Source organism: Bifidobacterium catenulatum PV20-2 (assembly GCF_000800455.1).
Lineage (GTDB): Bacteria > Actinomycetota > Actinomycetes > Actinomycetales > Bifidobacteriaceae > Bifidobacterium > Bifidobacterium kashiwanohense_A.
Map to the genome: position 1 here is coordinate 1,031,303 of NZ_CP007456.1, position 24,863 is coordinate 1,056,165.

Consider the following 24,863-nt stretch of genomic DNA (forward strand, 5'->3'; position numbering starts at 1 on the left):
CTCTGACGAATTGGTTTTAGACAGCCCATCTTGGTATGGGCGGATACAGTGTGTGGATTGAACAAGCCTCGAATGCGGCTGTCGCCGGATGTTCGCAATCAGCGCATCGTGAGGCCGCCATCGACATGCAATGTCTGTCCGGTGATGAAACGTGCATCCTCACCCACCAGCAGTGCTACGCCCCCTGCGATGTCATCGGCGGTGGCGAGTCGTCCCAAAGGCGTCTGCTCGATGATATGTTCGCGAATATCTTCAGTAGTGGCGCGACTTGAATCCGTGCCTACGGTCAGACCTGCGGCGATGGCATTCACCGTGATGCCCCACGCTCCGGCTTCCTGCGCTAATGAGCGCGTGAGCCCGATGAGTGCGCCTTTGGCGGCTATGTAGTCGTGGTAGGGGACGATGGGACTGTCGACGAGGTTGCTGGAGATGTTGACGATACGTCCCCATGATTGGCGTCGCATGTATGGCAGTGCGGCTGTGCAGGTGTTGTAGGTGCCTTTGAGACATCCTTCGAGTTGGGTTGCATAGTCGTTCCAGACGGTATTGCCGAAAGTGATGCGGTTGCGCGGATCGAACGAGTAGTGATTGAGTGCGTTGTTGACGAGGATGTCGATGCCGCCGAAAGTGTTGACTGTGGTTTGCGTGAGTTCGTTGACTTGGTTTAGGTCGGTCACGTCTGCTTTGCATACGATGATGCGTCCTTGCGCTTCGGCGTCGTGTTCGATGCGTCGCGCGGTCTGTTGTGCGCGTTCGTTGTTGCTCAGGTAGTCGATGGTCACGTTGGCGCCGAGTTGCGCGAGTCTGAGTGCGATTGCGGCACCGATGCCTCGGCTTGCGCCGGTGACGATAGCTGTTTTGCCGGTGAGCGGTCGGCTTGTATGTTGCTGGTTCATGGGGTTTCCTTAGGGATTATTCGTAATCGATGTCGAAGGTGTCGGAGTAACGGTCGGTGTTGCGTTCGATGTCAACGGCTCTGACAAGATCGAGGATGTTGAATCCGCCATCGTGATGCCATCCGGATTTCGCACGGTTCATTTCGCCGACGGGGCAGATGCGGTCGATGCCGTATTCGCCCACGTGTTGCGCAAGTGTGAATAGTCTGGATGAGCTGGCGGCGATCGCGCAGGTCTGCAGCCAAGCGCGATATGGTTTCAGCGCTGGCAGTGCGTTTTCGAGCTGATCCACGGCGACGAGGTTGATGGTGCGGTTGAGTGGGGTCGCCAATGAGGTGAGACTGTCGGTATTGGGGAAGTAGAGCACGGTCCAGCTGGTGCCTTGCGGTGACTCGATGACGAACGGCGCCTGTGGGTCGCTTTGGGCCGTGGAACCGTCTGGTGCCGGAGCCGCCATGAACAGCGCTTTCATCTCGGTTTCGGAACGCGCTCTGCGTATGGCGAGCGATTCTTCATCGGAAGGGGCGGATCTTGGGTATTTGCGCTGCTGCGAGTCGAGTTCGCGGGCAAGCAGTTCGGCGGTTTGCGCGGGGGAGATGGCGCCGCCTCGTTCCACGAAGATGGTTTGCGGCGCCAAACAGCTTTGTTGGTCGTAGGTGGCCACGTCCACGGCCATGCGGTGCACGGTCTGCACATGCGTGTCCGCGCGCAACGCTTCGCGGCCAATCAGTGAGAAGCCGATGCGAGCACCATAGCTGAGAAACGGTTTGCCGGTACCGACGCGTGGACGGATGGCTTCAGTGGTGTGCGAAGAGCCGTAGGCGATTACGGCATTCGCTTCGCCGATCGCCATGTCTTCAAGTTCCACAGTGCCGCCACGCCATGGCACCACGGCCAAAGCGTCAGCAAGATCCGGATCGATTTGCGCCAAAGAGTGCGCGAAAAGTACGGGCATCAGCGGCTCATCGAACGAGGATTTGCCGATAATCGCGCTTTTCGTCAGCAGACTCATGGTCATGCTCCACACAGGAATGCCGGGAACGTTGCTGGAGAACACGTGGAACGTCAGATCAGGTCCATACAGGCGCGTGTACCCGCCGGACTTGTTCGGACGGTATTCGTCCAGTATGCGCGGGCTTGACAGCTCATCGTCGAGAAAACGCAACAGCTCGCGTCTACGAAACATGCGCATGTAGCGTTTCAACTCGATGCGTGTCATCGTCGCATCATAGCCGGTAATGGCGGGAATCAACGATTCGGCAAGCAGACGTTCCTCATAATCGGGATCCGTCCACAATTCCACAGCCTTACCGATAACATCCACAATGCGTTCGACGGAATATGCCGACAGTGTCTGCAGCCGATTGCGACGTACTGTCCCGCACAAATCACGGATTATTTCCGCAGTGAGCACCGGATATCGTAACGTGACCTCACCATGATTGGTGATGATGTCGCGCGTTTCGAAATCTTGAAACACGAAACCGCGCGGCGTATGGAAAATATCGATGATGCTCATGCGTTCGCCGCCATCACCTCATCGACGGCGATGGAGCAACCACGTGCCTCCGCACCCTTCGCACGACCATTGAGCTCGTAACCGGAAGCGGTGCGCACGCCAAGGTCCTCCGTCAAAATCGCCAGGCAGGAATTCCAATTCGCCAAATCGTAATGCGCGATCACACCTTGTTTGCCATTGGGAACAGGCATGAGGGTCGCCGGATCGAGAAACACGGAGCGAACCCACGACGGCGTAGCCTTCAGATAATTCGACGATCCATCCGTATAGTACGACAGCAGATTCTGGTCGTAAATCTGTGAACTCAACTCCGTCATGCCATACATGTTCACACAGTGCGTGCGAGCGACGCCGAACACCTCAGAGAACCTCGCATACAGGTCATCGACCGTCATATTGGTTTTTGTGCTCTTGAATCCACCGGTATCGAACACACGCGAATCCTTCGCCAACGCATAGGTCTTGCCCTGCCTGGCAAGATAGTCAAGCAGATACAGGTATGCAGACGAGGCGCCCATCAGCATCACCGGCTCGCCATCGGCCACCGCCTGATCGAGGAATCCTTCCACGCCCGCGAAATCCAAACCATCCTCATGGAAGAAGAAGCCGCTGCCTTCGCTGCCGCACTGCTCCAGCGCACGCGTCAGATAACGGGCCAACGAACCATTATGGTTCATCTCCCAAGCGGGGGAGAGTATTGCGATGCGTATACGTTTGCGGTCAGGCATGATGAAATGACGGAACGGGCCGATCATCGAAGCGTCCCACACCTCAAGATCAGGATGATAATTGCGTCCACGTTGGCCGGGATGCGTGGTGCCGCTGGTCATGAACACGGCCTCGCACTCCGTTTCGGGAACCGAAGTGAGCGTCAGCATCTTGAACCCATCCACCGGCATCGGTGGAATATCCATCCAGCTGGACAACGTCTGCGGAGTCACCCTGCGAGACATGCAATACGTACGATACTGCATGTTATGAGCGTACTGAAAAGCGAAAATCTGGCGTGCGAGCGCGTCGAACGCCTTATCCGGCGCGGTTTCGCATCCGTACTTTTCGATGAACTCAAGCACATCTGCCTTGATCTGCTGAGCTTCAGTGTTTAGCGACATCGATGTCATGATGCAATGTTCCTTTCCTATGTTCAATTTCGGTAACGGTTGATCGTGAATCAAGCCTGTGTCTGATCCTCGTCATTGCCTGTGCCTGTTTTGTGACGATTGATCAGATTCGGCAAATCGATCAGCAACGCCTTGAGAATCACCACGCAGAACGCGCCGACCAGAATCGAATTGGAGAAGAACACGTGAGCGCCGCTCTCAAGACCGCTCAATGCGTTCGGCAACGCGATACCCAACAGCAGTGACAAGCCGATGACTACTTGGGATCGGTCGTCCGACTCTGCCTTGCGCAGCGTATTGAAGCCCGTGCTGATCAGGCTCGCCGCGGCCGGAAGGAAAATGCCACCGATTACAGGGGAGGGAATCAACGACAACATCGCACCGGCTTTCGGTATGAAACCAAGTGCCACAAACGCCACACCGGCGATGATCACCGGCACGCAGGTGCGGGACTTGCCCTCATCCGTAACCTTAAGCAAAGCGACATTCTGCGGATACGCGGTAGTGGTGAAACCACCGATCAGCGAAGAAATAGCGGAACCAGCCGCTTCGCCGGACAAGCCATAACGAACCTGACGATCCTCAAGCTTGACGCCCTGAATCTCGCTGGCCGCCTGATACACGCCAAGCGCCTCCATAATCGCAACCATATACGCAATGAAGAATGGTACAAAAACCGCAGCATCAAAATCAAAACCACCATATGGCATGATCTGAGGAAGACCGAACCAAGACTTGGACGCAACCCCGGAAAAATCTGCCATGCCAAACACTATGGAGAGCGAAGTGCCGACAACCAATGCAATCAAGTAGGAAAGCGCCCTGACCATACCCTTGCCAAACTGGGAAAGCACCACCACCAACACGCAAGTCGCCACAGACACGGCCAACGTCTTTGGATCAGCAAACCCATCATCGCCGGGAGCGCCGCCAAGAAACTCACTCAATGTGAAACTCGATAGCGAAACGCCAACCAGAAAAATAATCACGCCGGAAACCATCGGCGCAAATAGAAAGCGCATCTTCTCAATCACGCGAGTCAGACACAGCACCACGAAAATCAGCGAACTAACAAAAATCGACGTGCCAGCCGCAGCCAACGAACCGGCGGTGCCAGCGGCAATCATCAACGCATCGAACGCGGCAGACGGACCTTGCACAATTGGCAGACGCACCAACTTCGTGGCCTGAATCAACGTGACCAAACCAGACACGATGAAAATAGCGTTCACCATATTCGAAGATAAGGCCAACGGCAACCCAATGGCACCGGCCACAAATACCGGATCAAGCCACACATTAGACACCAACACATGCTGCAAACCCAGCAAAACGTTCTTTGGAGTGAGCTTTTTCGAATCGGATCCGTTCTGAACGGATGGTTGCGACATGGCAGACATGTCCATTCCCCTCTCTTCCTTATATGGAGGATGACCAGTTTATGATCGCCGACACAGAGGAACGTATATGTGCACCGTTCGTAACATTCCTACGCAGGCATTACCCTGATCAGGTATGAGGGTCCGGGCAAAAGCCCGTCTCAGCCACATATCGGCTCCCCTGTACTATTCAGACAAGCAGCCAGCATAACGGCATGCGTCGATACTTGGATGAGTTGGCGTGAGAGTCCGGTTCGTTGGATATTCTCCACATCCCCTCGAGAAAGTATGTCTTGACTTTTCGGGGTATTCGTTATATGGACACATGAAACGTGTTTGATACAGGGGCGCGTTATTCTAATCCACGCATTAAAGAACCGCAAGACTTTTCTTGCCTAAAAACATTGAAGGTGGTTTCGGTGACTTTCCACGCCCCGTTAGATCTCACGATCCATGATTCCCAAGGTATGTACGATCCTGGCGCTGAGCATGATGCTTGCGGTGTGGGTATGGTCACCACCCTCAACAAGCGCCCGGAACGCAAGATCATCGACGATGCCATCGAAGTGCTCGTCAACCTCAATCACCGTGGTGCGGTCGGCGCCGAGGAGAACACCGGCGACGGCGCAGGCATCCTCATGAGCATGCCAGACGAGTTCATGCGCGCCACCGCAGGCGTGGAATTGCCCGAAGAAGGCCATTACGCAGCCGGCATCGCGTTCCTTGACCGCGACATCGCCACCTCCGGACAGCAGGAGCAGGCCATCACCAAGATCGTGCGCGAAGAAGGCCTCGAAGTACTCGCATGGCGCGTCGTACCCACCAACCCGGACGGGCTCGGACTGCAGGCGCTCGCCAGCATGCCTGCGTTCAAGACGCTGGTCGTGGCCGACCCTGAAGGACAGCTCGCCGGCATCGAACTGGACCGCAAGACGTTCCGCATCCGCAAGCGCGTGGAACATGAGGTGGGCATCTACTTCGCGTCCCTGTCTGCACGTACCATTACCTACAAGGGCATGCTCACTACCATGCAGCTCAAGCCCTTCTTCCTGGACCTTTCCGATGAACGCATGAAGGCGAAGATCGCCATCGTGCACTCCCGCTTCTCCACCAACACGTTCCCGAGCTGGCCGCTCGCACAGCCGTTCCGCCAGCTGGCCCACAACGGCGAGATCAACACCATCCAAGGCAACCGCAACTGGCTGTCCGCACGTGAAGGCCGCCTGAGCTCCGAACTGCTCGGCGAATTCAAGCCGCTGCTGCCGATCGCGACCCCGGGCTACTCCGATTCCGGCACGTTCGACGAATGCCTTGAACTGCTACACCTGTCCGGCCGTTCCATGCCACATGCCATCTCCATGATGCTGCCGCCAGCATGGGAGAAGAACGACCAGCTTGACTCCGACGTCAGAGCGTTCTACGAGTACAACAACACGCTGATCGAACCGTGGGACGGTCCGGCGCACATCATCTTCACCGACGGCACCCAGGTCGGCGCGTTGCTCGACCGCAACGGCTTCCGCCCCGGTCGCTGGCAGCTCACCGACGACGGCTACATCGTGCTCGCATCCGAAATCGGCGTGCTCCCGGAGAACGCCGAAGAGCATATCGTATCCAAGGGCCGCTTGGAGCCGGGTAAGATGTTCCTCGTCGACACCAACGAAGGTCGCATCATCCCCGACGAAGAAATCAAGAAGTCTCTCGCATCCCAGCATCCGTACCGCCAGTGGGTCGAAGGCAACACCGTCGAGATGAGCCAACTGCCCAAGCGCGAGCATGTCAACCACTCCGGCCAGTCCGTGCAGCGCCGCCAGCGCGCATTCGGCTACACCGAAGAGGACCTGAAGCTACTGCTCGCCCCTATGGCCAACACCGGCAAGGAACCACTCGGATCCATGGGCAACGACGCGCCTATGGCCGCGCTCTCTTCCCGCAGCCGCATGCTGTTCGACTACTTCACCCAGAAGTTCGCGCAGGTCACCAACCCACCGCTCGACTGGGAACGCGAAAAGATCGTGACCTGCCTCGAATCCGCCATCGGCCCCGAGCCGAACCTGCTGGCCGATTCCGAACTGCACGCCAAGAAAATCCTCATCCCGTTGCCGGTGCTCAACTCCGACGAAATGGCGCAGCTCAAGCGCCTTGACCGAGCCAAGATCCTCGGTGGCTACTACAAGCCGTTCGTCGTCAAGGGCCTCTATCAGGTCGCAGGCGGCGGCAAGGCTCTGAAGGAACGTCTCGACGATATCTTCCAGGAAGTCGACGAAGCCATCGAAAACGGATCCAACTTCCTCGTGCTCTCCGATCGCGACTCCAACTACACGTGGGGGCCGATCCCATCGCTGTTGCTCACCTCCGCGGTGCAGCACCATCTGCTGCGCAGGCACACGCGCACCCAGATCTCCATGGTCGTCGAGGCCGGCGATGTGCGTGAGATCCACCATGTCGCTCTGCTGATCGCCTACGGCGCGGCGGCCGTCAACCCGTATCTGGCCTTCGAATCCGTTGAAGACCTGTCACGCAAGGGCTATCTCAACGTCGACGCCGAAACCGCGGTGAAGAACCTGACCAACGCGCTGTCCACTGGCGTGCTCAAGATTATGGCCAAGATGGGCGTTTCCACCATCATGAGCTACCGTGGCGCGCAGCTGTTCGAAGCCATCGGCCTGAATAAGGACGTCATCGACGAATACTTCACCGGTACCACCTCCCGCGTCGGCGGCGTCGGGCTCGACGAGCTGGCCGAAGAGGTCGCCATCCGTCACCGCGTCGCCTACCCGTCGCAGTGGACCGCCCGTCCGCACCGCAACCTGCGTACCGGCGGTGAATACAAGTGGCGTCGCACCGGCGAGGGCCACCTCAACGATCCTGAGGCCATCTTCCTGCTGCAGCAATCTACCCAGCGCGGCGATTACGACATGTTCAAGAAGTATTCGGCGCACATCAACGACACCTCCAACCGTCTGATGACGCTGCGCGGCCTGATGAAGTTCAAGTCCGATCGCAAGCCGATCGACATCAGCGAGGTCGAGCCGGCCAGCGAGATTGTCAAGCGTTTCTCCACCGGCGCCATGAGCTACGGATCCATCTCCCAGGAGGCGCACGAGACCCTCGCCATCGCCATGAACACCATCGGCGCACGTTCCAACTCCGGCGAGGGCGGAGAATCCGAAGACCGCATCAACGATCCGCTGCGCTACAGCAAGATCAAGCAGATCGCATCGGCGCGCTTCGGCGTGACTAGCGACTACCTGGTACATGCCACCGATCTGCAGATCAAGCTCGCCCAAGGCGCCAAGCCTGGCGAAGGCGGCCACCTTCCGGGAGCCAAGGTCCCGCCGTGGATCGCCAAGGTGCGTCACGCGACCCCGGGCGTCGAGCTCATCTCTCCGCCGCCGCACCATGACATCTATTCCATCGAGGATCTGAAGCAGCTAATCAACGATGCGAAGATGGCGAATCCGAAGGCCCGCGTCCACGTCAAGCTCGTCTCTGAATTCGGCGTCGGCACCATCGCGGCCGGCGTTGCCAAGTGCCATGCCGACGTGGTGCTGATTTCCGGTTACGACGGTGGCACCGGCGCGGCTCCGCTCAACGCGATCAAGCACGCTGGCACCCCATGGGAGATTGGCCTGTCCGAAACCCAGCAGACGCTCGTGCTCAACGGCCTGCGTTCGCGTATCACCGTGCAATGCGATGGCGAGCTCAAGACCGGCCGCGACGTGGTGATCGCAGCCCTGCTTGGTGCCGAGGAGTTCGGCTTCGCCACTGCGGCGTTGATTGTCGAAGGCTGCGTCATGATGCGTGCCTGCCAGAAGAACACCTGCCCGCAGGGCATCGCCACCCAGGATCCCGAACTGCGCGCACGTTTCAAGGGCAAGCCGGAGCACGTCATCAACTTCTTCATGTTCATCGCCGAGGAAGTACGCGAACTGCTCGCACAGCTCGGCTTCCGCACCTTGGAGGAGGCCGTCGGCCATGTCGAATGCCTCGACCAGAACGAAGCGATCAAGCGTTGGAAGTCCGACGGCATCGATTTGAGCAACGTGCTCATGCAGCCGGGACCGGTTCCGGGAACCATCCTGCATCAGACCATCGAGCAGAACCACGAACTCGACAAGGCGCTCGACAACAAGCTCATCGAGCTTGCGCAGCCGGCCCTCGAAAAGAAGGAGCCGGTGCGCATCGAGATGCCGATCCGCAACGTGTACCGTACGCTCGGCACCATGGTCGGCTACGAGATCACCAAGCGCTACGGCGAGGAAGGCCTGCCGGACGACACCATCGACATGACCTTCCACGGTGCAGGCGGCCAGTCCATCGGCGCGTTCATTCCGCGCGGCGAAACCATCCGCATATACGGCGAAGTCAACGACTACGCGGGTAAGGGACTGTCCGGCGGACGCATGGTCGTGCGTCCGGAGGCGGGCATCACCTTTGATCCGCATAAGAACGTGATCGCAGGCAATGTCACCGGTTTCGGTGCCACCTCCGGCCAGATGTTTGTGGCGGGACGTGCCGGCGAGCGTTTCGGCGTGCGCAACGGCGGCGCCACCTTCGTGGTGGAAGGCGTCGGCGACCACGGATGCGAATACATGACCGGCGGCACCGTCGTGATTCTCGGCACCACGGGCCGTAACCTCGGCGCAGGCTTCTCCGGCGGACACGTGTACGTGCTTGATCTCGACATGAAGCAGGTCAACCCGGCAGCCGCCACCAACGGCGCACTGCTGTTCGAACCGCTCGACAGTGAGTCGGACGAAATCGTGCATGGCCTGGTCAAGCAGCATGCGGAAGAGACCGGTTCCGCATTCGCAGCCGGACTACTCGCCGACTGGAAGAATGCATCCAAGCGATTCACGCACATCGTGCCGAAGCACTTCATCGCCATGCAGAAGGCGATGAAGAACGCCGAAGAGAACAATATCGATTTTAATACGCCCGGCGTCTGGGAACAGGTGTACGAGCAGGTTATGGAAGGAGCGCGCTGACATGGGAGATCCACGTGGATTCCTGAAGGTCCGTACCCGTCGCGAACTGGCCGAACGCCCCGTCGAGGAGCGAATCAAGGATTGGTTCGACGTCCACGCCGAATCCGGCCTGCAACCTTGGACCACTGAACAGGCGGCCCGATGCATGGATTGCGGCACGCCGTTCTGCATGAACGGCTGCCCGTTGGGCAACATCATTCCAGAATTCAACGATCTGGTCCGCCAGGAGAAGTGGGAAGACGCGTACAACCGCCTGTCCGAGACGAACAACTTCCCTGAGGTCACCGGCCGCATCTGCCCCGCGCTGTGCGAGGCCGCCTGTGTGCTAGGCATCCACCAGCCGCCGACCATGATCAAGAACGACGAGTGCACGATCATCGATCAGGCATGGGAGCTTGACTATGTCAAGCCGTTGCCTCCGCAGCGTCTGACCGACCAGACCGTCGCCGTGGTCGGCTCCGGCCCGTCCGGTCTAGCATGCGCCCAGCAGCTCACCCGCGCCGGCCACACCGTGGTCGTATACGAGCGTGATGACGCCATCGGCGGTCTGATGCGTTACGGCATTCCGAACTTCAAACTCGACAAGCGACTCATCGACCGCCGTGTGGAACAGATGGAGGCCGAAGGCACTGTATTCCGTACCGGCGTGGAGATCGGCAAAGACATCTCCTGGGACGACCTGCGCTCCCGCTACGATGCCGTGGTCGTTGCCATCGGCTCCACCGTGCCGCGCGACATGAAGATTCCGGGTCGTGAACTCAAAGGCATCCACTTCGCCATGGAGTTCCTGCCTGACGCGACCCGCCGCATCTACGGCGTTAAGCCAGTCAATGACATCACCGCCGAAGGCAAGCACGTCGTGATCATCGGCGGCGGCGATACCGGATCCGACTGCTTGGGCACGTCCATCCGTCAAGGCGCCAAGGACGTCACTGTGCTGCAGATCATGCCGCAGGAACCAAGCGAACGCCCGGCCAACCAACCGTGGCCGACTTTCGCACGCCTGTATCAGAAGACCTCCTCCATGGAGGAAGGCTTCGAAACCCAGCGCGCCGAATACGTGTACAGCACGGATTCCGTGAACTTCGTCGGCACCGAAGAGGAACAGGCTAAGGTGAAGGTGGAACACTCCACCGCCACCGAAGGCTTCGTGGCCGACGAGAACGGACATGTGACCGGCCTCAAGGTCGTGAACGTGGCACCCGGCGAAAACGGCCCGTTCACACGTCAGCCGGGCACTGAACGCGTGATCCCGGCCGACTTGGTGCTCATCTCCGTCGGTTTCCTGCATCCGGACACCACCACGCTCGTGGACCAGCTGCCCGTTGACCTCGACGGGCGCGGCAATGTGGCTCGCAACGACAAGTTCGCCACCAGCCAGGATGGTGTATTCGCCTGTGGCGACGCCGGACGCGGCCAGAGCCTCGTGGTATGGGCCATCTCCGAAGGCCGCTCCTGCGCGGCTGCCGTGGATGAATACCTCACCGGTGCCACTGAACTGCCGGCACCCATCGTGGCCTCCAAAAGGCCGATGATGCTGCCACGCTGATTCGACGGCGACACTAAGATTCAAGTGGTCTTCATCCGCATCCATCAGAATGCGGATGAAGACCACTTTCCCTATAGGTAACGTTTTTCTTGAATCGATATGACTGAAGCGTGGAAAACAGCCAGCATACGGGTCCAGCATACGCTAAAGTAGCATGCAGCAACACGTAACAAAGGAGTGCACCAATGCCAAATCGCGCCGAACGACGTGCCCAAGCCAAGCAGAACCGCAGGGGAGTGCCTCAACAGTACGACCAGACCAGAGGCCGTGGCCGTTCCGGCATGCTTGACGAATACCAGCTTCAGGAGAAGTCCCGTCGCCTGCAGGACGGCACCGACGGCCCATGGAAACCGACCGGCGGCAGCGTCGTGGAAAATGAAAGCCTGCTGACCACCAATCCGGATTACACAAATCCGAAGATGTTCAAAGCGCCGCATTCCATGCGCCAGTGGTTCCGCGTAGCCAGCTGGACGCTGATCGCATTGTCCGCAATCGCATTCCTTGTAGTCATGTGGCTTCCATCACATCCGATGTGGCTCATCGCAACCGTTTCCATTGTTTTTGCCATCGGTGTGCTTAGTCTGTTCTTCACGGCGGGTAATCCGAAGCATAATCCGAATCTCGATCAGAATGGTACGGCCGTCTGATAGTAAAGCGATGAACGTAAAGCGGGGCTGCGTCCGATGGAAGAATGCAGCCCCGCTTTCACATGCGAGTCACGAATGACGGCACCGTTCGGTCTTGGTTTGTCAGAAAAGATGCAAAACTTTGTGACACGAATGAAACAATCAGGCGTTTCATTGAAAAATTGCCTTACAGTAGTGATGGAACAACTGCCTGACTCGAAGAGGAGAGCACAGATATGAAGGTTGAAATCCTTTCCCGTGAATATCCGCCCAAGGTGTATGGCGGCGCAGGCGTGCACGCGGAGGAGCTTTCCAAAGTTCTGGCGGAACGCGTGGATGTGACGGTCCGTGCGTTTGATGGACCGCGTGCCGAGAATGAGATCCCCAAGATTCCGAGTGATGATCCTAAAGGTTCGCTTAAGGTCATCGGGTACGACGTTCCCAAGGAACTCCAAGAGGCGAACGGCGCGTTGAAAACATTTGGCGTCGACTTGCAGATCGCCAACGATGTGGACGCCGACATCATCCACGCCCACACATGGTACGTCTGCCTAGCCGGTTACCTCGCCAAGATGCTGCACGGAACGCCGCTGGTCATCACCGCGCATTCCCTCGAACCGTTCCGTCCATGGAAGCGTGAGCAGCTGGGCGGCGGCTACGACCTGAGCTCGTGGGCTGAACGTGACGCATACGAGCACGCCGACCGCGTCATCGCCGTATCCGCCGGCATGCGCGAAGACATCCTGTCCGCTTATCCGAATCTCGATCCCGACAAGGTGGTCGTGGTGCACAATGGCATCACCATGAGCCAGTTCGAAACCCCGGCTGACGATGATCCGGGCTGGAAGGTGTTCGAACGCTACAACATCGACCGCAATAAGCCCACGCTCCTGTTCGTCGGCCGCATTACCAGGCAGAAGGGTCTGCCGTACCTGCTGCAGGCGTTGCATTTCGTCGATTCAGGCATCCAGGTCGTGCTGTGCGCCGGCGCACCCGACACTCCGGAAATCATGAACGAGGTCAAAACCGCGTTCGCCAAGCTTGATGAGGAGCGCGGCAACATCATCTGGATCGAAGAGATGCTGCCGAAGCCGGAACTTAACGCGCTCGAACACGGTTGTGACGCGTTCATCTGCCCGTCCATTTACGAGCCACTCGGCATCGTGAACCTTGAAGCCATGGCCTGCGGTCTGCCCGTGGTGGCCTCCGCGACTGGCGGTATTCCTGAAGTCGTCGTCGACGGCGAAACCGGTTACCTCGTGCCCATCGACCAGTTGCACGACGGCACTGGCACCCCGACCAATCCAGACAAGTTCGTGCACGATATGGCCGACGCTATTAACCGCATCATGGCCGACCCTGAAAAAGCGAAGCAGATGGGACAGGCTGGATATGAACGAGCACGCGACAACTTCAGCTGGGAGTCGATCGCCGACAAGACCGTCAAGGTCTACGAGGACGTGCTTGCCGAGCAGGGCAAAGCCGCCGAATAGCCCGTTCGCCACGTAGATGATACGTGAACGCCTTTCGCCGTACGCATTATTCTGGCGGAAGGCGTTTTCATGACTGCAATCTGCACAATGGCAGGGGAGGAAGAATGTCGGAAAAGAACATCGCGCTGAAACTCACTGACGTGGAATTCCGTCGTCGTAAGCGTGTGATTCTCACCAAGGTCAATTTGGAAATCAACAAAGGTGAGAAATGGGTGTTGTTCGGTCCTAACGGTATCGGCAAATCAAGCTTGGTTCAAATGATGAGCACCAGAGGCTTCCCGTCGGAAGGTACCGTCGACATTCTTGGCAACCGTCTCGGTAAAGTGGACGTGTTCTCCTACCGTAACCGCATCGGTTTGAGCTCCGCGGAACTGAGCCGTGCATTCCCGCCTCAGGAAGATCCGCTCGACGCCATCGTGACCGCATTGACCGCGACCACCGGCCGTTGGCGCGACACTTACACCGACGAAGATTATGCCAAGGCGCGCTCCCTGATGCGCGAATTCGGCATCGAATACCTCGAAGGCAAGATGATGTTCAAGCTTTCGGAAGGCGAACGTACGCGCGTGCTGATCTGCCGTGCGCTGATGGCCGATCCGGATTTGCTGATTCTGGATGAACCGACCACAGGACTCGACCTGGGTGGTCGTGAGATCGCGCTTCGTGCGTTGAGCAGGGTTGGTGCCGAACAATCAGACCGTGCCGTGGTATTGGTGACGCATCGTCTTGAGGAGATTCCGCAGGGATTCGACCATGTGGCGATCATGGGTAGAATCACCGGCAACGAAGCCGATGCTTATGCCGACAATGTGGCAGGCAACGATCCGGCCCCCGGAACCATCGTGTACACGGGCGACTTGGAACATGGCTTCACGTCCGCGCGCTTAAGCGAGGTGTTCGGCCTGAAGCTCGAGGTGACACACATGAACGGGCGCTGGAACGCGTACGCGCTGTAACTGGCGCTTTGCATGGCGGAACATGCTGTAGCATGAATAGCGCCAGACAGGCGGTCTTGACCGCACTGTCGCAATGATGGAAGCCGTGTTGGGAATGAAGGAGCGATTGATGCGTCGAGGACCGTTGACGGCGGGCGAGAAAGTGCAGTTTACGGATCGCAGATCCAATAAGATCACCGACCAGCTGGTGCCTGGTGGCGTGACGCAGACCTCGCATGGCATCATTCTGCACGACGACGTGATCGGGCAGCTGGAGGGATCTGTGGTGGTGACGGTGAGCGCCAAACGTGAGACCCAGATCAACCAGGACCATCCGGAACGCGACGCCAACAAGCCTTGGAAGGGCACACGCGCCATCGGTGGGTGGCAGTTCGCGGTAATGCGCCCGCGGCTGGCCGACTATGTGCTGTCGATGCCTCGCGGCGCGCAGATCATGTATCCGAAGGACATTGCCCAGGTAATTCAGTTGGGCGACATCCGTTCCGGCATGAACGTGCTGGAATCCGGAGCCGGATCTGGCGCCATGAGCATCAACCTGTTGGACGCGGTGAGTGAGTCCGGCCGGCTGACCACCATCGAGATGCGGTCGGAATTCGCCCGCGTGGCCGAAGCGAACGCCACGGTCTATTTCGGAGGCCGCCCTGCTTGGTGGGATTTGAAAACTGGAGATTTCGACTCGGTGGCGGCCACGTTGCCGGAGCATTCCTTCGACCGCATCATGCTTGACATGCTCGACCCTTGGAACCGGCTTGAACAGGCGTATCGAGTGATTGCCCCCGGAGGCGTGCTCGTGGCGTATGTGACCACCACCACGCAGCTGAGTCGTATGGCGGAGGCGTTGCGCGAAGCCGGCTGCTGGACGGAACCGGACATCCAGGAAACGCTGGAACGTGACTGGAAGGCGCAGGGTTTGGCGATCCGCCCCGACCATCAGATGATCGGGCACACCGGTTTCCTTATGGTATCCCGTGCGATGGCTCCGGGATTCCAGGCGTTGCGCAAACGCGACCGTGCCACGAAAGACACGACCACGGATATCGATTCCCTGAGCGCCGAAGAACGTGCCGAACAGCTCGAAGACCTTGAACTACGTGACATTTCCGACCGTAAGCTGCGCAAAGTGCTGCGCGATCTCGACGCGCAGGTCGAGGCTATCGGCGATTGATACGGTGTTTCTTGCAGTTGTCCTGAGACAATAGTCGTGTGTGTTGCGTTGACGCGCATCGGATCGTTAAGGATTGGAGCATTCGTCCATGGGAACGAGCCTCAAGAAGGTTGCGAAGAAAGCCAAGGATTACAAATACGTGCTGCTGGTGATGCGCCACGCCAAGACCGAACCGTTCGGTGACGGCGGCGACGCCGGGCGCGAACTGACCGACAAGGGACGCAAGCAGGCGAAGGCCGTCGCCAAAGGCTTGGTCACGCACAAAATGGCGCCGACGCGTATCGCGTGCTCCAGCGCCACCAGAGCAAGACAGACATGCGACCGCATGCTCAAGGTGTTCGGCGACGACCCGAAGGTCGACTATCGCCAGAGCCTGTATGAGGGTGGGGTGCAGTCCGTGTTCGACGAGCTTGCCCAGACCAAGGAAAAGCATCGCGAATTGTTGGTGCTCGGCCATGAGCCCACCGTGTCGATCGCATGCCAGTGGCTGGCGAGCTCCGAATCGGATGCGACGCTGCTCGACCTGCTGAACCTGGGCATGTCGCCGGCTTCGCTCGCCGTGTTCGGATCGAACGAGCCGTTCAATCAATGGCAGTTGCACAGCGGCGAACTCATCGCATTGCTGACGGCCAAGGATTTTGAATAATTCCTTGTCGATCGGCATGATGTTGAGAGGCATGAAACGTTATTGTGCCAACTGATATAAACCGTGCTAATACGCGCCACACTATGCCGGTATGACGCCGAATCGTTGGAATACTGCGGAAACGTAGACGGCAGTAAGGCTTGTATGGTGTTGTGCGCGCGTGACGCTGATACGAGTTTTCCTGCCGAAAACGGCGTTTTACGCCCACTTAGAGTGTGATTTAGAGTGGACTCCCTGACACGGGAGGACAGTCATGGCGGGCAAGACGAAAAACAGAAGGACCGGGGGATCCGGAAGCGTGTTCCAGGACTCCAAAGGACGATGGCACTTCCGCAAGGACATGGGAACCGACCCGGCGACCGGACGCAGACGCCCGCCGATCGAAGCCACCGGCATGGTGAAAAGCGAGGCGCGCGCCCGTTTCCAGGCGAAGATAGCGGAATGGGAGCGGGACGGAAGACTGCCCAGCAAGGACGGCCCGAAAACCGCGGACTACTTCGAACGGTGGATGGAGAAGCACAGGACCACCGTCAACCCCACCACCTGGCGCAACGAATCCAGCTGGATGCGCACCATGAACGCGATCATCGGGAACATCCGCCTCAACCGGCTCACCGCCGACGACATCAACGGCATGTGCAGACGACTGCGCCGCACACGCAAAAGCAAGACCGTCAACACCTATCTCGCAGTCCTCGGCGCCATGCTCCGAACCGCGAAACGGGACGGACTCATCGCCGACGACCCGATGGAAAACGTCGGACGAATGCCGGAGGACCGGTACGAACGCCCCATCCTCGACGTCGCCGACCCAGCGAAGGTCATCGAGGCCGCGCTCGCCGAGCCCGATCCGGCGGTCGCAGTGTTCGACAGTCCGGACGAGCGTGAGAAGTGGGCACTCATGTTCGAACTTGCCTTCACCACGGGCATGCGGCCGGGGGAGAGGTATGGCCTGATGCCCTACCAGCTGGAACTGCATCATGGGATTCCCGTCATCAACGTGTGCCAGCAGGCCAAGCCGATACCAGCCGGCGCCACGATCCCGGATTGGATGGAAGCCGAGCATCTGGATGGGGCGATCTGGCTGACCAAACCGAAGACCGCCAAAGGCGTGCGGACAGTTCCCATTCCGCAGGGGCTTTGGGACCGTCTTTGGGCGCATATCGTCAAATGGGGCGTGCCGTCCCATGGACTGGTGTTCACCAATCTTTACGGCCATCCCATCAGACGGGACAACGAGGAGAAGCGTTGGCGCCGCGCCCTGAAGATGGCGGGACTGCCGTACGTCGACATCTACAGCGCGCGGCACTGGCTCGCCACCGAACTCGCCGCCGCCGGCGCGAGCGACGAGGAGCGCACCGCCATCATGGGCCACACCGACATCCACACCACCAGCGTGTACACGCATTGGAGGGAACGGCGGCTCGCCAAGACGCTCGACGCCGCCCTGCCAGACCTCCGCGACGGCCAGTGACGGACGGCGGCGGCTTTTCCGCAACACGAAAGAGTATTGACACGCCCCGCGCTCGCCGGTAGATTGAGATACGAAGCAAGGAGGTGCCGTGGACGATGAGCATGAAGACAAACGCTTTGACCAAGGGAATACGCAGGGGGGTATCCCTCGTGATGGCGCCGAATCCGACAACGGAATTCAACCGAATCAAAAAAAGGATAGCGGGAACGGACGTGGAGACGTCGTCGGCCAGACTGATCATGATGTCGATGGGCGAGGCGACCCGCAGGACGGTAATGGACGACAGACGATAATAGGCGCGTCGCTCTGGGACGGGCCGACCCCGTCGCCGGAGGATATGGCCGGTTTCAAAACCGTCGATCCGACGTTTCCCGAACGCATTATGCGCATGTCGGAGGAAACCGTACGTACCAAAAACAAGGCGATGCTGCGCTCGTCGACGCTTGAATCATGGGCGGTCCTCATCACATCCGCCAGCATGTCCGCACTACCATGGGTCATCTGCCTCACAGGTGTCCTCAACGGGAACAACGCGGCGGCCGTCATAGGCGGCATCGCCGGTCTTCTCGCCTCAGGCTCAAGCCTGATACAGGCGATCAGGAACAAGAAAAACGATTAAAACATTCAAACCCCGGCGCTCGCGGTATGAACCGCACCCCGATTGTTGGACTGAAGAAATTCAGATTCGATGATCGGAGGTGCGGTTCTTTCGTATGCGTGAGGATCGAAGGAGACGTTACGACGACGGGTTCCGGCGCGAGGCGCTGGAACTCATCAAGGCCGGAGCCGGCAAGGACACGCTCGCCAGACGGCTTGCCATACCGGTGTATACCGCGAGAAACTGGATCATGCTGTACAGGTCCGGCGGCGAGGAGGCGGTCATGGGAGGCGGCGGCAGCAGACGCTACGACTGGGAGACGAAGGTCGCCGCGGCGCGCGACCACGTCGAGAACGGTCTGACCAAGACGGAGGCCATGGCCAGGCACGGGATCGCGAGCATCGCGTCCCTGGAGCGCTGGTGCCGCGACTACCGGTCCGGAGGTCCGGAGGCGCTCAGGCCGAAACCCAAGGGCAGGCCGAAAGGCGCGAGATCCAGACCGAAGCCCGAACCGACGCGCGAGCAGGAGCTCGCCGAACAGGTCGCGTACCTGAAGGCGAAGGTCGCGTACCTGGAAAAACTCCGGGCCCTGCGGGCGTCCAAGTCACGCGGCGCGAGCGAAGCGCCGTCGTCCGACTGCTCGCGGGGCGGGGACACCGGCTCGACCACCTCCTCGAGATAGCCGGGCTGCCGCGATCCACGTACTACCATCACCTGTCGCGCCCGGCGCATGTGTCCAGGCCGGACGTGGAGCCGATGGTACGGGAGATATGGGAGCGCACCCCGAACGGGTGCGGCCACCGGCAGGTGCGCATGTGTCTGGTCCACGAGTTCGGGCAACGAGTGTCGGCCAAGAGCGTGCTCAGGGTCATGCGGCGCATGGGACTGAGATGCGCCATCCGCTCCAGGAACCCGTGGAGGAGGTACAGCTCGTACAGGGGCGGGACGGGAGGCCACGTGCATAACCTGCTCAGACGCGACTTCGACGCGGCCCGTCCGTTCTCCAAGCTCGGCACCGACGTCACCGAGTTCAAGGTGGCGGGCGGCAAGGCGTACCTCGCGCCCGTGTACGACATGGCCAGCAAGGAGATCGTGGCCTGGGACGTGAGCCGGCGTCCCGACCTGGACCAGCAGAAGCGTCTGCTCGCCATGCTCGCGGAGCGCCTGCCCGCCGGCGCGGAACCCATACTGCACTCGGACATGGGATGGCAGTACCAGCACCAATGGTGGCGGGACGAGCTCGAACGCCTCGGCATCCGCCAGTCCATGAGCCGCAAGGGCAACTGCCTGGACAACGCCGCCACCGAGCAGGTGTTCGGACACCTGAAGGACGAGTTCTACCGCGGCCGCGAGTTCGACTCGTACGAGCAGTTCAAACGCGAGCTGGACGCCTACATCGTGCACTGGAACACCAGACGGCGCCAGATACGACTCGAGGGACACACCCCGGAGGAGTTCCGGAGCATGTCCCTCGCGGTCTAGGGCTGTATCCTAATTAACAACGTCCAACAATCGGGGCGCAGTTCAATGCTGGGGGAGGGGCGTTTTCGTGTTCCGGCGGGTGTATCATACGGAGAAAGCAGAAAAATAGAGTCTACTTTGAGTGACACTCAGGTGGTGGAAACACGAAACTCCAAGCGTGGCAACGCATGCAGAAACCTCACCGCTATAAACCGTGCTTATAACGACACTCAAGTTTTCTTAATGCCTTATAGCAAGGCGTTTTGTGATAGCTTGAGCGGGTTGCATTGTTTATATCAGATGGAGGATTCATGTCCGCTCTCACTTCCGTCTCCGGTTTCCCGCGCATCGGCCAGAACCGCGAGCTGAAGAAAATTATCGAAGCCTATTGGAAGGGTGCCGCCGCGCTTGACGACGTGCGCGCCACCGCCAAGGAGCTGCGTGCCAAGCATTGGAAGTTGCAGCAGGCAGCAGGAATCGACCTGATTCCGAGCAACGACTTCAGCTATTACGACCAAATGCTTGACACTGCCATCCTGCTGAATGTCATTCCGCAGCGCTATCAGCGCCTCGCCTTCGACAATCCCGAGGAGACGCTGTTCGCCATGGGCCGCGGCTACCAGGGAGACAAGGGCGACGTCACCGCGTTGCCGATGAAGAAGTGGTTCACCACCAACTACCACTATCTGGTGCCGGAAGTCGATGAAGTCACCGACATCAAGCTCAACAGCACCAAGCCGTTCGACGAGTTCAACGAGGCGAAGGCGCTCGGCATCACCACCAAGCCGGTACTCATCGGCCCGTACACCTTCCTCAAGCTAGCCCGCAACCCGCAGGCCGAAGAACTCGAATACGATAAGGGCCTGATCAACGCGGTCGCCGCCGTCTACGCCGAGGTCGTGGCCAAGTTCGCCGAACTGGGCGCCGAATGGATCCAGATCGACGAACCGTACCTCGTGCTCGACAAGGAGCCGGGCGACGTCGAACTGTTCAAGAGCCTGTACGCCAAGATCCTGCCCGCACGCAATGGCAAGATCAAGGTGCTGCTCAACACCTACTTCGGCCACATCGCCGACGTGTATGAGACCGTCAACCTGCTCGCCTTCGACGGCATCGGACTCGACCTCAACGAAGGTAAGGATGAGAATCTCGCCGCCGTCGAAAAGTTTGGCGTCGCAGAGAACACCACCATCTTCGCCGGCGTGGTCAACGGCCGCAACATCTGGCGCAACGATTACGCCGTCAGCCTCGGCCTTGTCGACGCGCTGAAGAAGGTCGCCGACAACGTGGCCGTCTCCAGCGCAAGCTCCCTGCTGCACGTGCCGTTCAGCACCGAAGGTGAGGACAGTCTCGCCGATGACGTGCGCAAGCATTTCGCCTTCGCCGTTGAAAAGCTCGGTGAACTGCACGACATCGCGGTCCTTGCCGACGCCAGCGAGGAAGACAAGAAGGCATCCGAAGCATTGGCCGGCAACCAGGCACTGTTCGACGGTACCCGCGTCGCCGCCGACAAGAACGTAGCGGAACGTCTCGCAGCCCTGACCGACGCGGACTTCGTACGCCAGCCGGCACGCGCCGAACGCCAGAAGGCACAGCGAGAGGCGTTGAACCTGCCATTGCTGCCGACCACCACCATCGGATCCTTCCCGCAAACCAAGGAAGTGCGCGCCGAACGCGCCAGACTGCGCAAGGGCGAAATCACCAAGGCAGAATACGACGAATACATGAAGGCGCAGATCGATGCCTGCATCAAACATCAGGAGCAGATTGGCCTCGACGTGCTTGTGCATGGCGAATTCGAACGCAACGACATGGTCGAATACTTCGGCCAGAACCTCAACGGTTTCCTGTTCACCAAGAACGCTTGGGTGCAGTCCTACGGCACCCGCTGCGTGAAGCCCCCGATCGTATGGGGCGACGTGTCCCGCGCCAACCCGATCACCGTGGAATGGAGTGCTTACGCGCAGTCCCGCACCAGCCATGTGATGAAGGGCATGCTCACCGGCCCGGTCACCATTCTCAACTGGTCCTGGCCGCGCGAGGACATCACCCACGAGCAGCAGACCCAGCAGCTGGCCCTCGCCATCCGCGATGAAGTGCTCGACCTCGAAGCAGCAGGCATCAAGGTCATCCAGATCGACGAGGCCGCCCTGCGCGAAAAGCTACCGCTCAGGAAGACCGACTGGCACAAGAAGTACCTCGACTGGGCCATTCCGGCATTCCGACTGGTGCACTCCGCAGTCAAGCCGACCACGCAGATCCATACCCACATGTGCTACTCGGAGTTCAACGACATCATCACCGACATCGATGCCATGGACGCCGACGTGATCTCTTTCGAAGCCTCCCGCGGTGATCTTGTGGTGCTCGACGCCATTCACGACGCCAACTTCGAAACCGAAGCTGGCCCGGGCGTCTACGACATCCACTCGCCGCGCATCCCGTCTGAAGCCGAAATCGAGGAACGCATCTACGAAATCCTCAAGAAGATGGACGTCGAAAAGGTGTGGATCAACCCCGACTGCGGTTTGAAGACCCGCGGCAACGCCGAAACCTGGCCAAGCCTCGAAAACCTCGTGGCCGCAGCCCAGGCTGTGCGCGCCAAGCTGGCCAAGTAAGGCGAAACGTTAGGAACAAGACAACAGCCATGCATTCGCCAATGTTCTCGCTCGAGGTGTTCCCTCCAAAGCGAACCTCCCCTGTGGGTACCATCTACGACACGTTGGATGGCCTGCAGGGGTTGGACCCCGATTTCATTTCCGTCACCTACGGCACCGGCAAATCATCCGACCGTACGCTGACCGCGCGCATCGCCCACACCGTAAGCGAATACGGCATCCCCAGCGTGGCCCATCTGACCGCGCAATATCTGAACAGGGATGACGTCGACCAGGCACTCGATATGTTCGAACAGGCCAAAGTCTCCGGCGTACTCGCCTTGCGTGGCGACCGCATCGACGGTGCCGAACCGGCAGGAGTGTTCGACCATGCCAGCGATCTGGCCGTGTACATCCGCCAGCAGCGTCCGGGCATGAAGATCTACGGCGCCTGCTATCCGGAAAAGCATCCGCAGGCGGCAACACTGGAAGAAGACATCGACAATCTCAAAAAGAAAGTCGACGCCGGCGTGACACACCTGATCTCGCAACTGTTCTACGATAACGAGGACTTCCTGAGATTCCTCGACAAAGCGAGGACTGCAGGCATCGACGTGCCGATCGAAGCGGGCATCATGCCAGTCATGAACGCGAAATCGGTGTTGAACATGTCGAGCAAATGTCAGTCGAAGATTCCCGAAAAACTCGGCATCATGCTCGATAAATGGGGAAGCGACAAGGCTTTGCTTAAAGAGGCGGGTATCGCTTACGCATCCGAGCAGATCTGCGATTTGGTGGCGCGGGGCGTCGACGGTGTGCACCTGTATACGATGAACCATCCATGCGTCAGCCGACGTATTTGGTCCAACGTCAAACCATTCTTCGTCTGATTTCAGGCGATGCAACAAACATCAGGGGCGGTTGCGGGTATTTCGCAACCGCCCCTGGTTTTATACGGTTGCTATAGAAACCATGACTTCCATGCAACACAAGTTCGGAGCGCTCGATCTGATTCGAGCAGGGCTGCAAGATTTCGACAAAGCTCGCACATTGTTCGATGAGCTGCACAATGACGGCATTGACGATGACAGAATGCGACTGCTGCTGACAACGCTGGAAAAAGCGTGCGATCCTGACGTCGAACTCAGCAACCTGGTGGACATCACCAACGCGATGCAAAGCCAGGGGCGCGACTTCGACGCCATGGTGCCCGACGAGGCGGCGCTCGTACGGCTCATCACCGTGCTCGGCGTATCCGATGAAATGGGCAAGCTCATGCGATTCCGGCCCGAACTCGTGGAGGCCGTAGCCAACGACGCCTGCGAAAGCCATCTTTACAATCACGAACAGCGCAGAGCGCATGTGCTCAAATCCGTAGGAGCCGATCCCAATGACCATGCCATGCCGGCCGCAAGCCTGCCACTTGCCGAGGCTGCGACGGCGCTACGTAAAACCTATCGCAAACAACTCGCCGCAATCATGGCGCAAGACGCCACGGCGAACGATCCCATCGAAATCCAACCGCGCATCAGCGCCGAACTTTCCGACCTTGCGGACGCGGCGCTTGAAGGCGCGCTCGCCATCGCACGCCATGAAGTGGACGGCAGCGAACATGTACGTTTCGCCATCATCGGCATGGGCAAATCCTCCGATCACACGGCTACGGCGCGCATCGCGAACGCGATCCGCTAAGAATACGGCATCGACGCGGTGACACATCTGACCGCGCAGTATCTGGATCACGAGGCCGTGGACGAGGCGTTGGACATGTTCGACCAGGCCAAGGTCTCGGTGTGCTCGTCCTGCGCGGCGATCACGTGGAAGGTCGTGAGCCGGCCGGCGTGTTCGAGCACGCCTCCGATCTGGCGGCATATGTGCATGAGCGCCGTCCGAACCTCAAACCGTACGACGCCTGCTACCTGGAGAAACACCCGCAGGCGGCAACACTGGACGAGGACATCGAGAATCTCAAAATCAAAGTCGACGCCGGCGTGACACACCTGATCTCGCAACTGTTCTACGATAACGCCGATTTCCTGCGCTTCGTGGACAGGGTGCGCGCCGCCGGCATCGACGTGCCGATCGAGGCCGGCATCATGCCGGTGACCAACGAGCAATCCGTGCGGCGCATGACCTCGATGTGCGCCTCTCGAGTGCCGGAGAGGCTGGATCGGATTCTGCAACGATGGGGGAGTGACCCCGCTACGCTGAAGGAGGCCGGCATCATCTACGCCTCCGAGCAAATCGCCGATTTAGTGGCCCGGAGCGTGGACGGCGTCCATTTGTATTCGATGAACCATTCCGGCATCGCCCGTCACATCTGGCGTAACGTGCAGCCGCTGTTCTGAGGATTATCTGCCTGTTCGCCGCGCTGCGATTGTGTTCCGCGGGG

At 59.3% G+C, this 24,863-nt stretch carries 17 protein-coding genes, 2 pseudogenes and 1 riboswitch; of the genes and pseudogenes, 15 read left to right on the forward strand and 4 right to left on the reverse strand.

The genetic code is table 11. The features are described 5' to 3' along the window. Positions 1-98 precede the first annotated feature (98 nt). From AH68_RS04370 to AH68_RS04385, 4 genes are read right to left on the reverse strand one after another with little or no spacing between them, the layout of a single operon-like run. Positions 99-896, reverse strand: coding sequence for an SDR family oxidoreductase (locus AH68_RS04370; RefSeq protein ID WP_039197993.1), 798 nt, complete (start codon positions 894-896; stop codon positions 99-101). Positions 897-912: 16 nt separating this feature from the next. Continuing rightward, positions 913-2,415 carry an acyl-CoA reductase gene (locus tag AH68_RS04375; protein WP_039197995.1) on the reverse strand — a complete coding sequence of 501 codons (1,503 nt, stop codon included), beginning with the start codon at positions 2,413-2,415 and terminating at the stop codon, positions 913-915. After that, positions 2,412-3,536, reverse strand: coding sequence for a LuxE/PaaK family acyltransferase (locus AH68_RS04380; protein WP_039197997.1), 1,125 nt, complete (start codon positions 3,534-3,536; stop codon positions 2,412-2,414). The genes AH68_RS04375 and AH68_RS04380 overlap by 4 nt, the downstream gene beginning before the upstream one ends. Before the next feature lie 50 nt (positions 3,537-3,586). Next, positions 3,587-4,936 (reverse strand): solute carrier family 23 protein, encoded by a 1,350-nt coding sequence (locus tag AH68_RS04385; protein WP_039199814.1) that lies wholly within the window; start codon positions 4,934-4,936, stop codon positions 3,587-3,589. Between the two features lie 68 nt (positions 4,937-5,004). Further along, positions 5,005-5,108: riboswitch (TPP riboswitch) on the reverse strand. A 226-nt stretch (positions 5,109-5,334) separates the two neighbouring features. On the opposite strand from AH68_RS04385, the gene gltB reads away from it, so the two are divergent. From gltB to AH68_RS10870, 15 genes and pseudogenes are all read left to right on the forward strand, one after another. After that, entirely contained in the window at positions 5,335-9,906 is a 4,572-nt protein-coding gene (gene gltB, locus AH68_RS04390; protein WP_039197999.1) for a glutamate synthase large subunit, read from the forward strand. A 1-nt stretch (position 9,907) separates the two neighbouring features. Beyond that, entirely contained in the window at positions 9,908-11,455 is a 1,548-nt protein-coding gene (locus tag AH68_RS04395) for a glutamate synthase subunit beta (protein WP_039198001.1), read from the forward strand. Between the two features lie 185 nt (positions 11,456-11,640). Further along, positions 11,641-12,102 carry a membrane protein gene (locus tag AH68_RS04400; RefSeq protein ID WP_039198003.1) on the forward strand — a complete coding sequence of 154 codons (462 nt, stop codon included), beginning with the start codon at positions 11,641-11,643 and terminating at the stop codon, positions 12,100-12,102. Positions 12,103-12,317: 215 nt separating this feature from the next. Beyond that, entirely contained in the window at positions 12,318-13,574 is a 1,257-nt protein-coding gene (glgA, locus tag AH68_RS04405; RefSeq protein WP_039198005.1) for a glycogen synthase, read from the forward strand. Positions 13,575-13,678: 104 nt separating this feature from the next. Then, on the forward strand, positions 13,679-14,530 hold the full coding sequence (locus AH68_RS04410) for an ABC transporter ATP-binding protein (RefSeq protein ID WP_052189145.1): 852 nt from the start codon (positions 13,679-13,681) through the stop codon (positions 14,528-14,530). Positions 14,531-14,639: 109 nt separating this feature from the next. Next, entirely contained in the window at positions 14,640-15,695 is a 1,056-nt protein-coding gene (locus tag AH68_RS04415; protein WP_039198007.1) for a tRNA (adenine-N1)-methyltransferase, read from the forward strand. Between the two features lie 88 nt (positions 15,696-15,783). Continuing rightward, a complete protein-coding gene (locus AH68_RS04420) occupies positions 15,784-16,341 on the forward strand; it encodes a SixA phosphatase family protein (protein ID WP_039198009.1) in 558 nt (185 codons plus the stop codon). Between the two features lie 253 nt (positions 16,342-16,594). After that, positions 16,595-17,815: a tyrosine-type recombinase/integrase gene (locus AH68_RS04425; RefSeq protein WP_039198011.1), complete on the forward strand. Its 1,221-nt coding sequence runs from the start codon at positions 16,595-16,597 to the stop codon at positions 17,813-17,815. Positions 17,816-17,903: 88 nt separating this feature from the next. After that, a complete protein-coding gene (locus AH68_RS04430; RefSeq protein WP_039198013.1) occupies positions 17,904-18,434 on the forward strand; it encodes a hypothetical protein in 531 nt (176 codons plus the stop codon). 94 nt (positions 18,435-18,528) lie between these two features. Beyond that, on the forward strand, positions 18,529-19,095 hold the full coding sequence (locus tag AH68_RS04435; protein WP_039199817.1) for a helix-turn-helix domain-containing protein: 567 nt from the start codon (positions 18,529-18,531) through the stop codon (positions 19,093-19,095). Beyond that, positions 19,050-19,895 carry an IS3 family transposase gene (locus tag AH68_RS04440; RefSeq protein ID WP_081995941.1) on the forward strand — a complete coding sequence of 282 codons (846 nt, stop codon included), beginning with the start codon at positions 19,050-19,052 and terminating at the stop codon, positions 19,893-19,895. Before AH68_RS04435 ends, AH68_RS04440 begins: the two co-directional genes overlap by 46 nt. Before the next feature lie 290 nt (positions 19,896-20,185). Continuing rightward, positions 20,186-22,492, forward strand: a complete 2,307-nt coding sequence (metE, locus tag AH68_RS04445) for a 5-methyltetrahydropteroyltriglutamate--homocysteine S-methyltransferase (RefSeq protein WP_039198017.1) — start codon at positions 20,186-20,188, stop codon at positions 22,490-22,492. 29 nt (positions 22,493-22,521) lie between these two features. After that, the gene (metF, locus tag AH68_RS04450; RefSeq protein WP_039198019.1) at positions 22,522-23,361 is read left to right on the forward strand and encodes a methylenetetrahydrofolate reductase [NAD(P)H]; all 840 of its coding nucleotides are present in this window, start codon (positions 22,522-22,524) and stop codon (positions 23,359-23,361) included. Between the two features lie 82 nt (positions 23,362-23,443). Next, a pseudogene (locus tag AH68_RS10865) lies at positions 23,444-24,115 on the forward strand (bifunctional [glutamine synthetase] adenylyltransferase/[glutamine synthetase]-adenylyl-L-tyrosine phosphorylase); the annotation flags it as partial. Continuing rightward, positions 24,104-24,819 (forward strand): annotated as a pseudogene (locus tag AH68_RS10870) (methylenetetrahydrofolate reductase); the annotation flags it as partial. The pseudogenes AH68_RS10865 and AH68_RS10870, both read left to right, overlap by 12 nt. Positions 24,820-24,863: the final 44 nt, after the last annotated feature.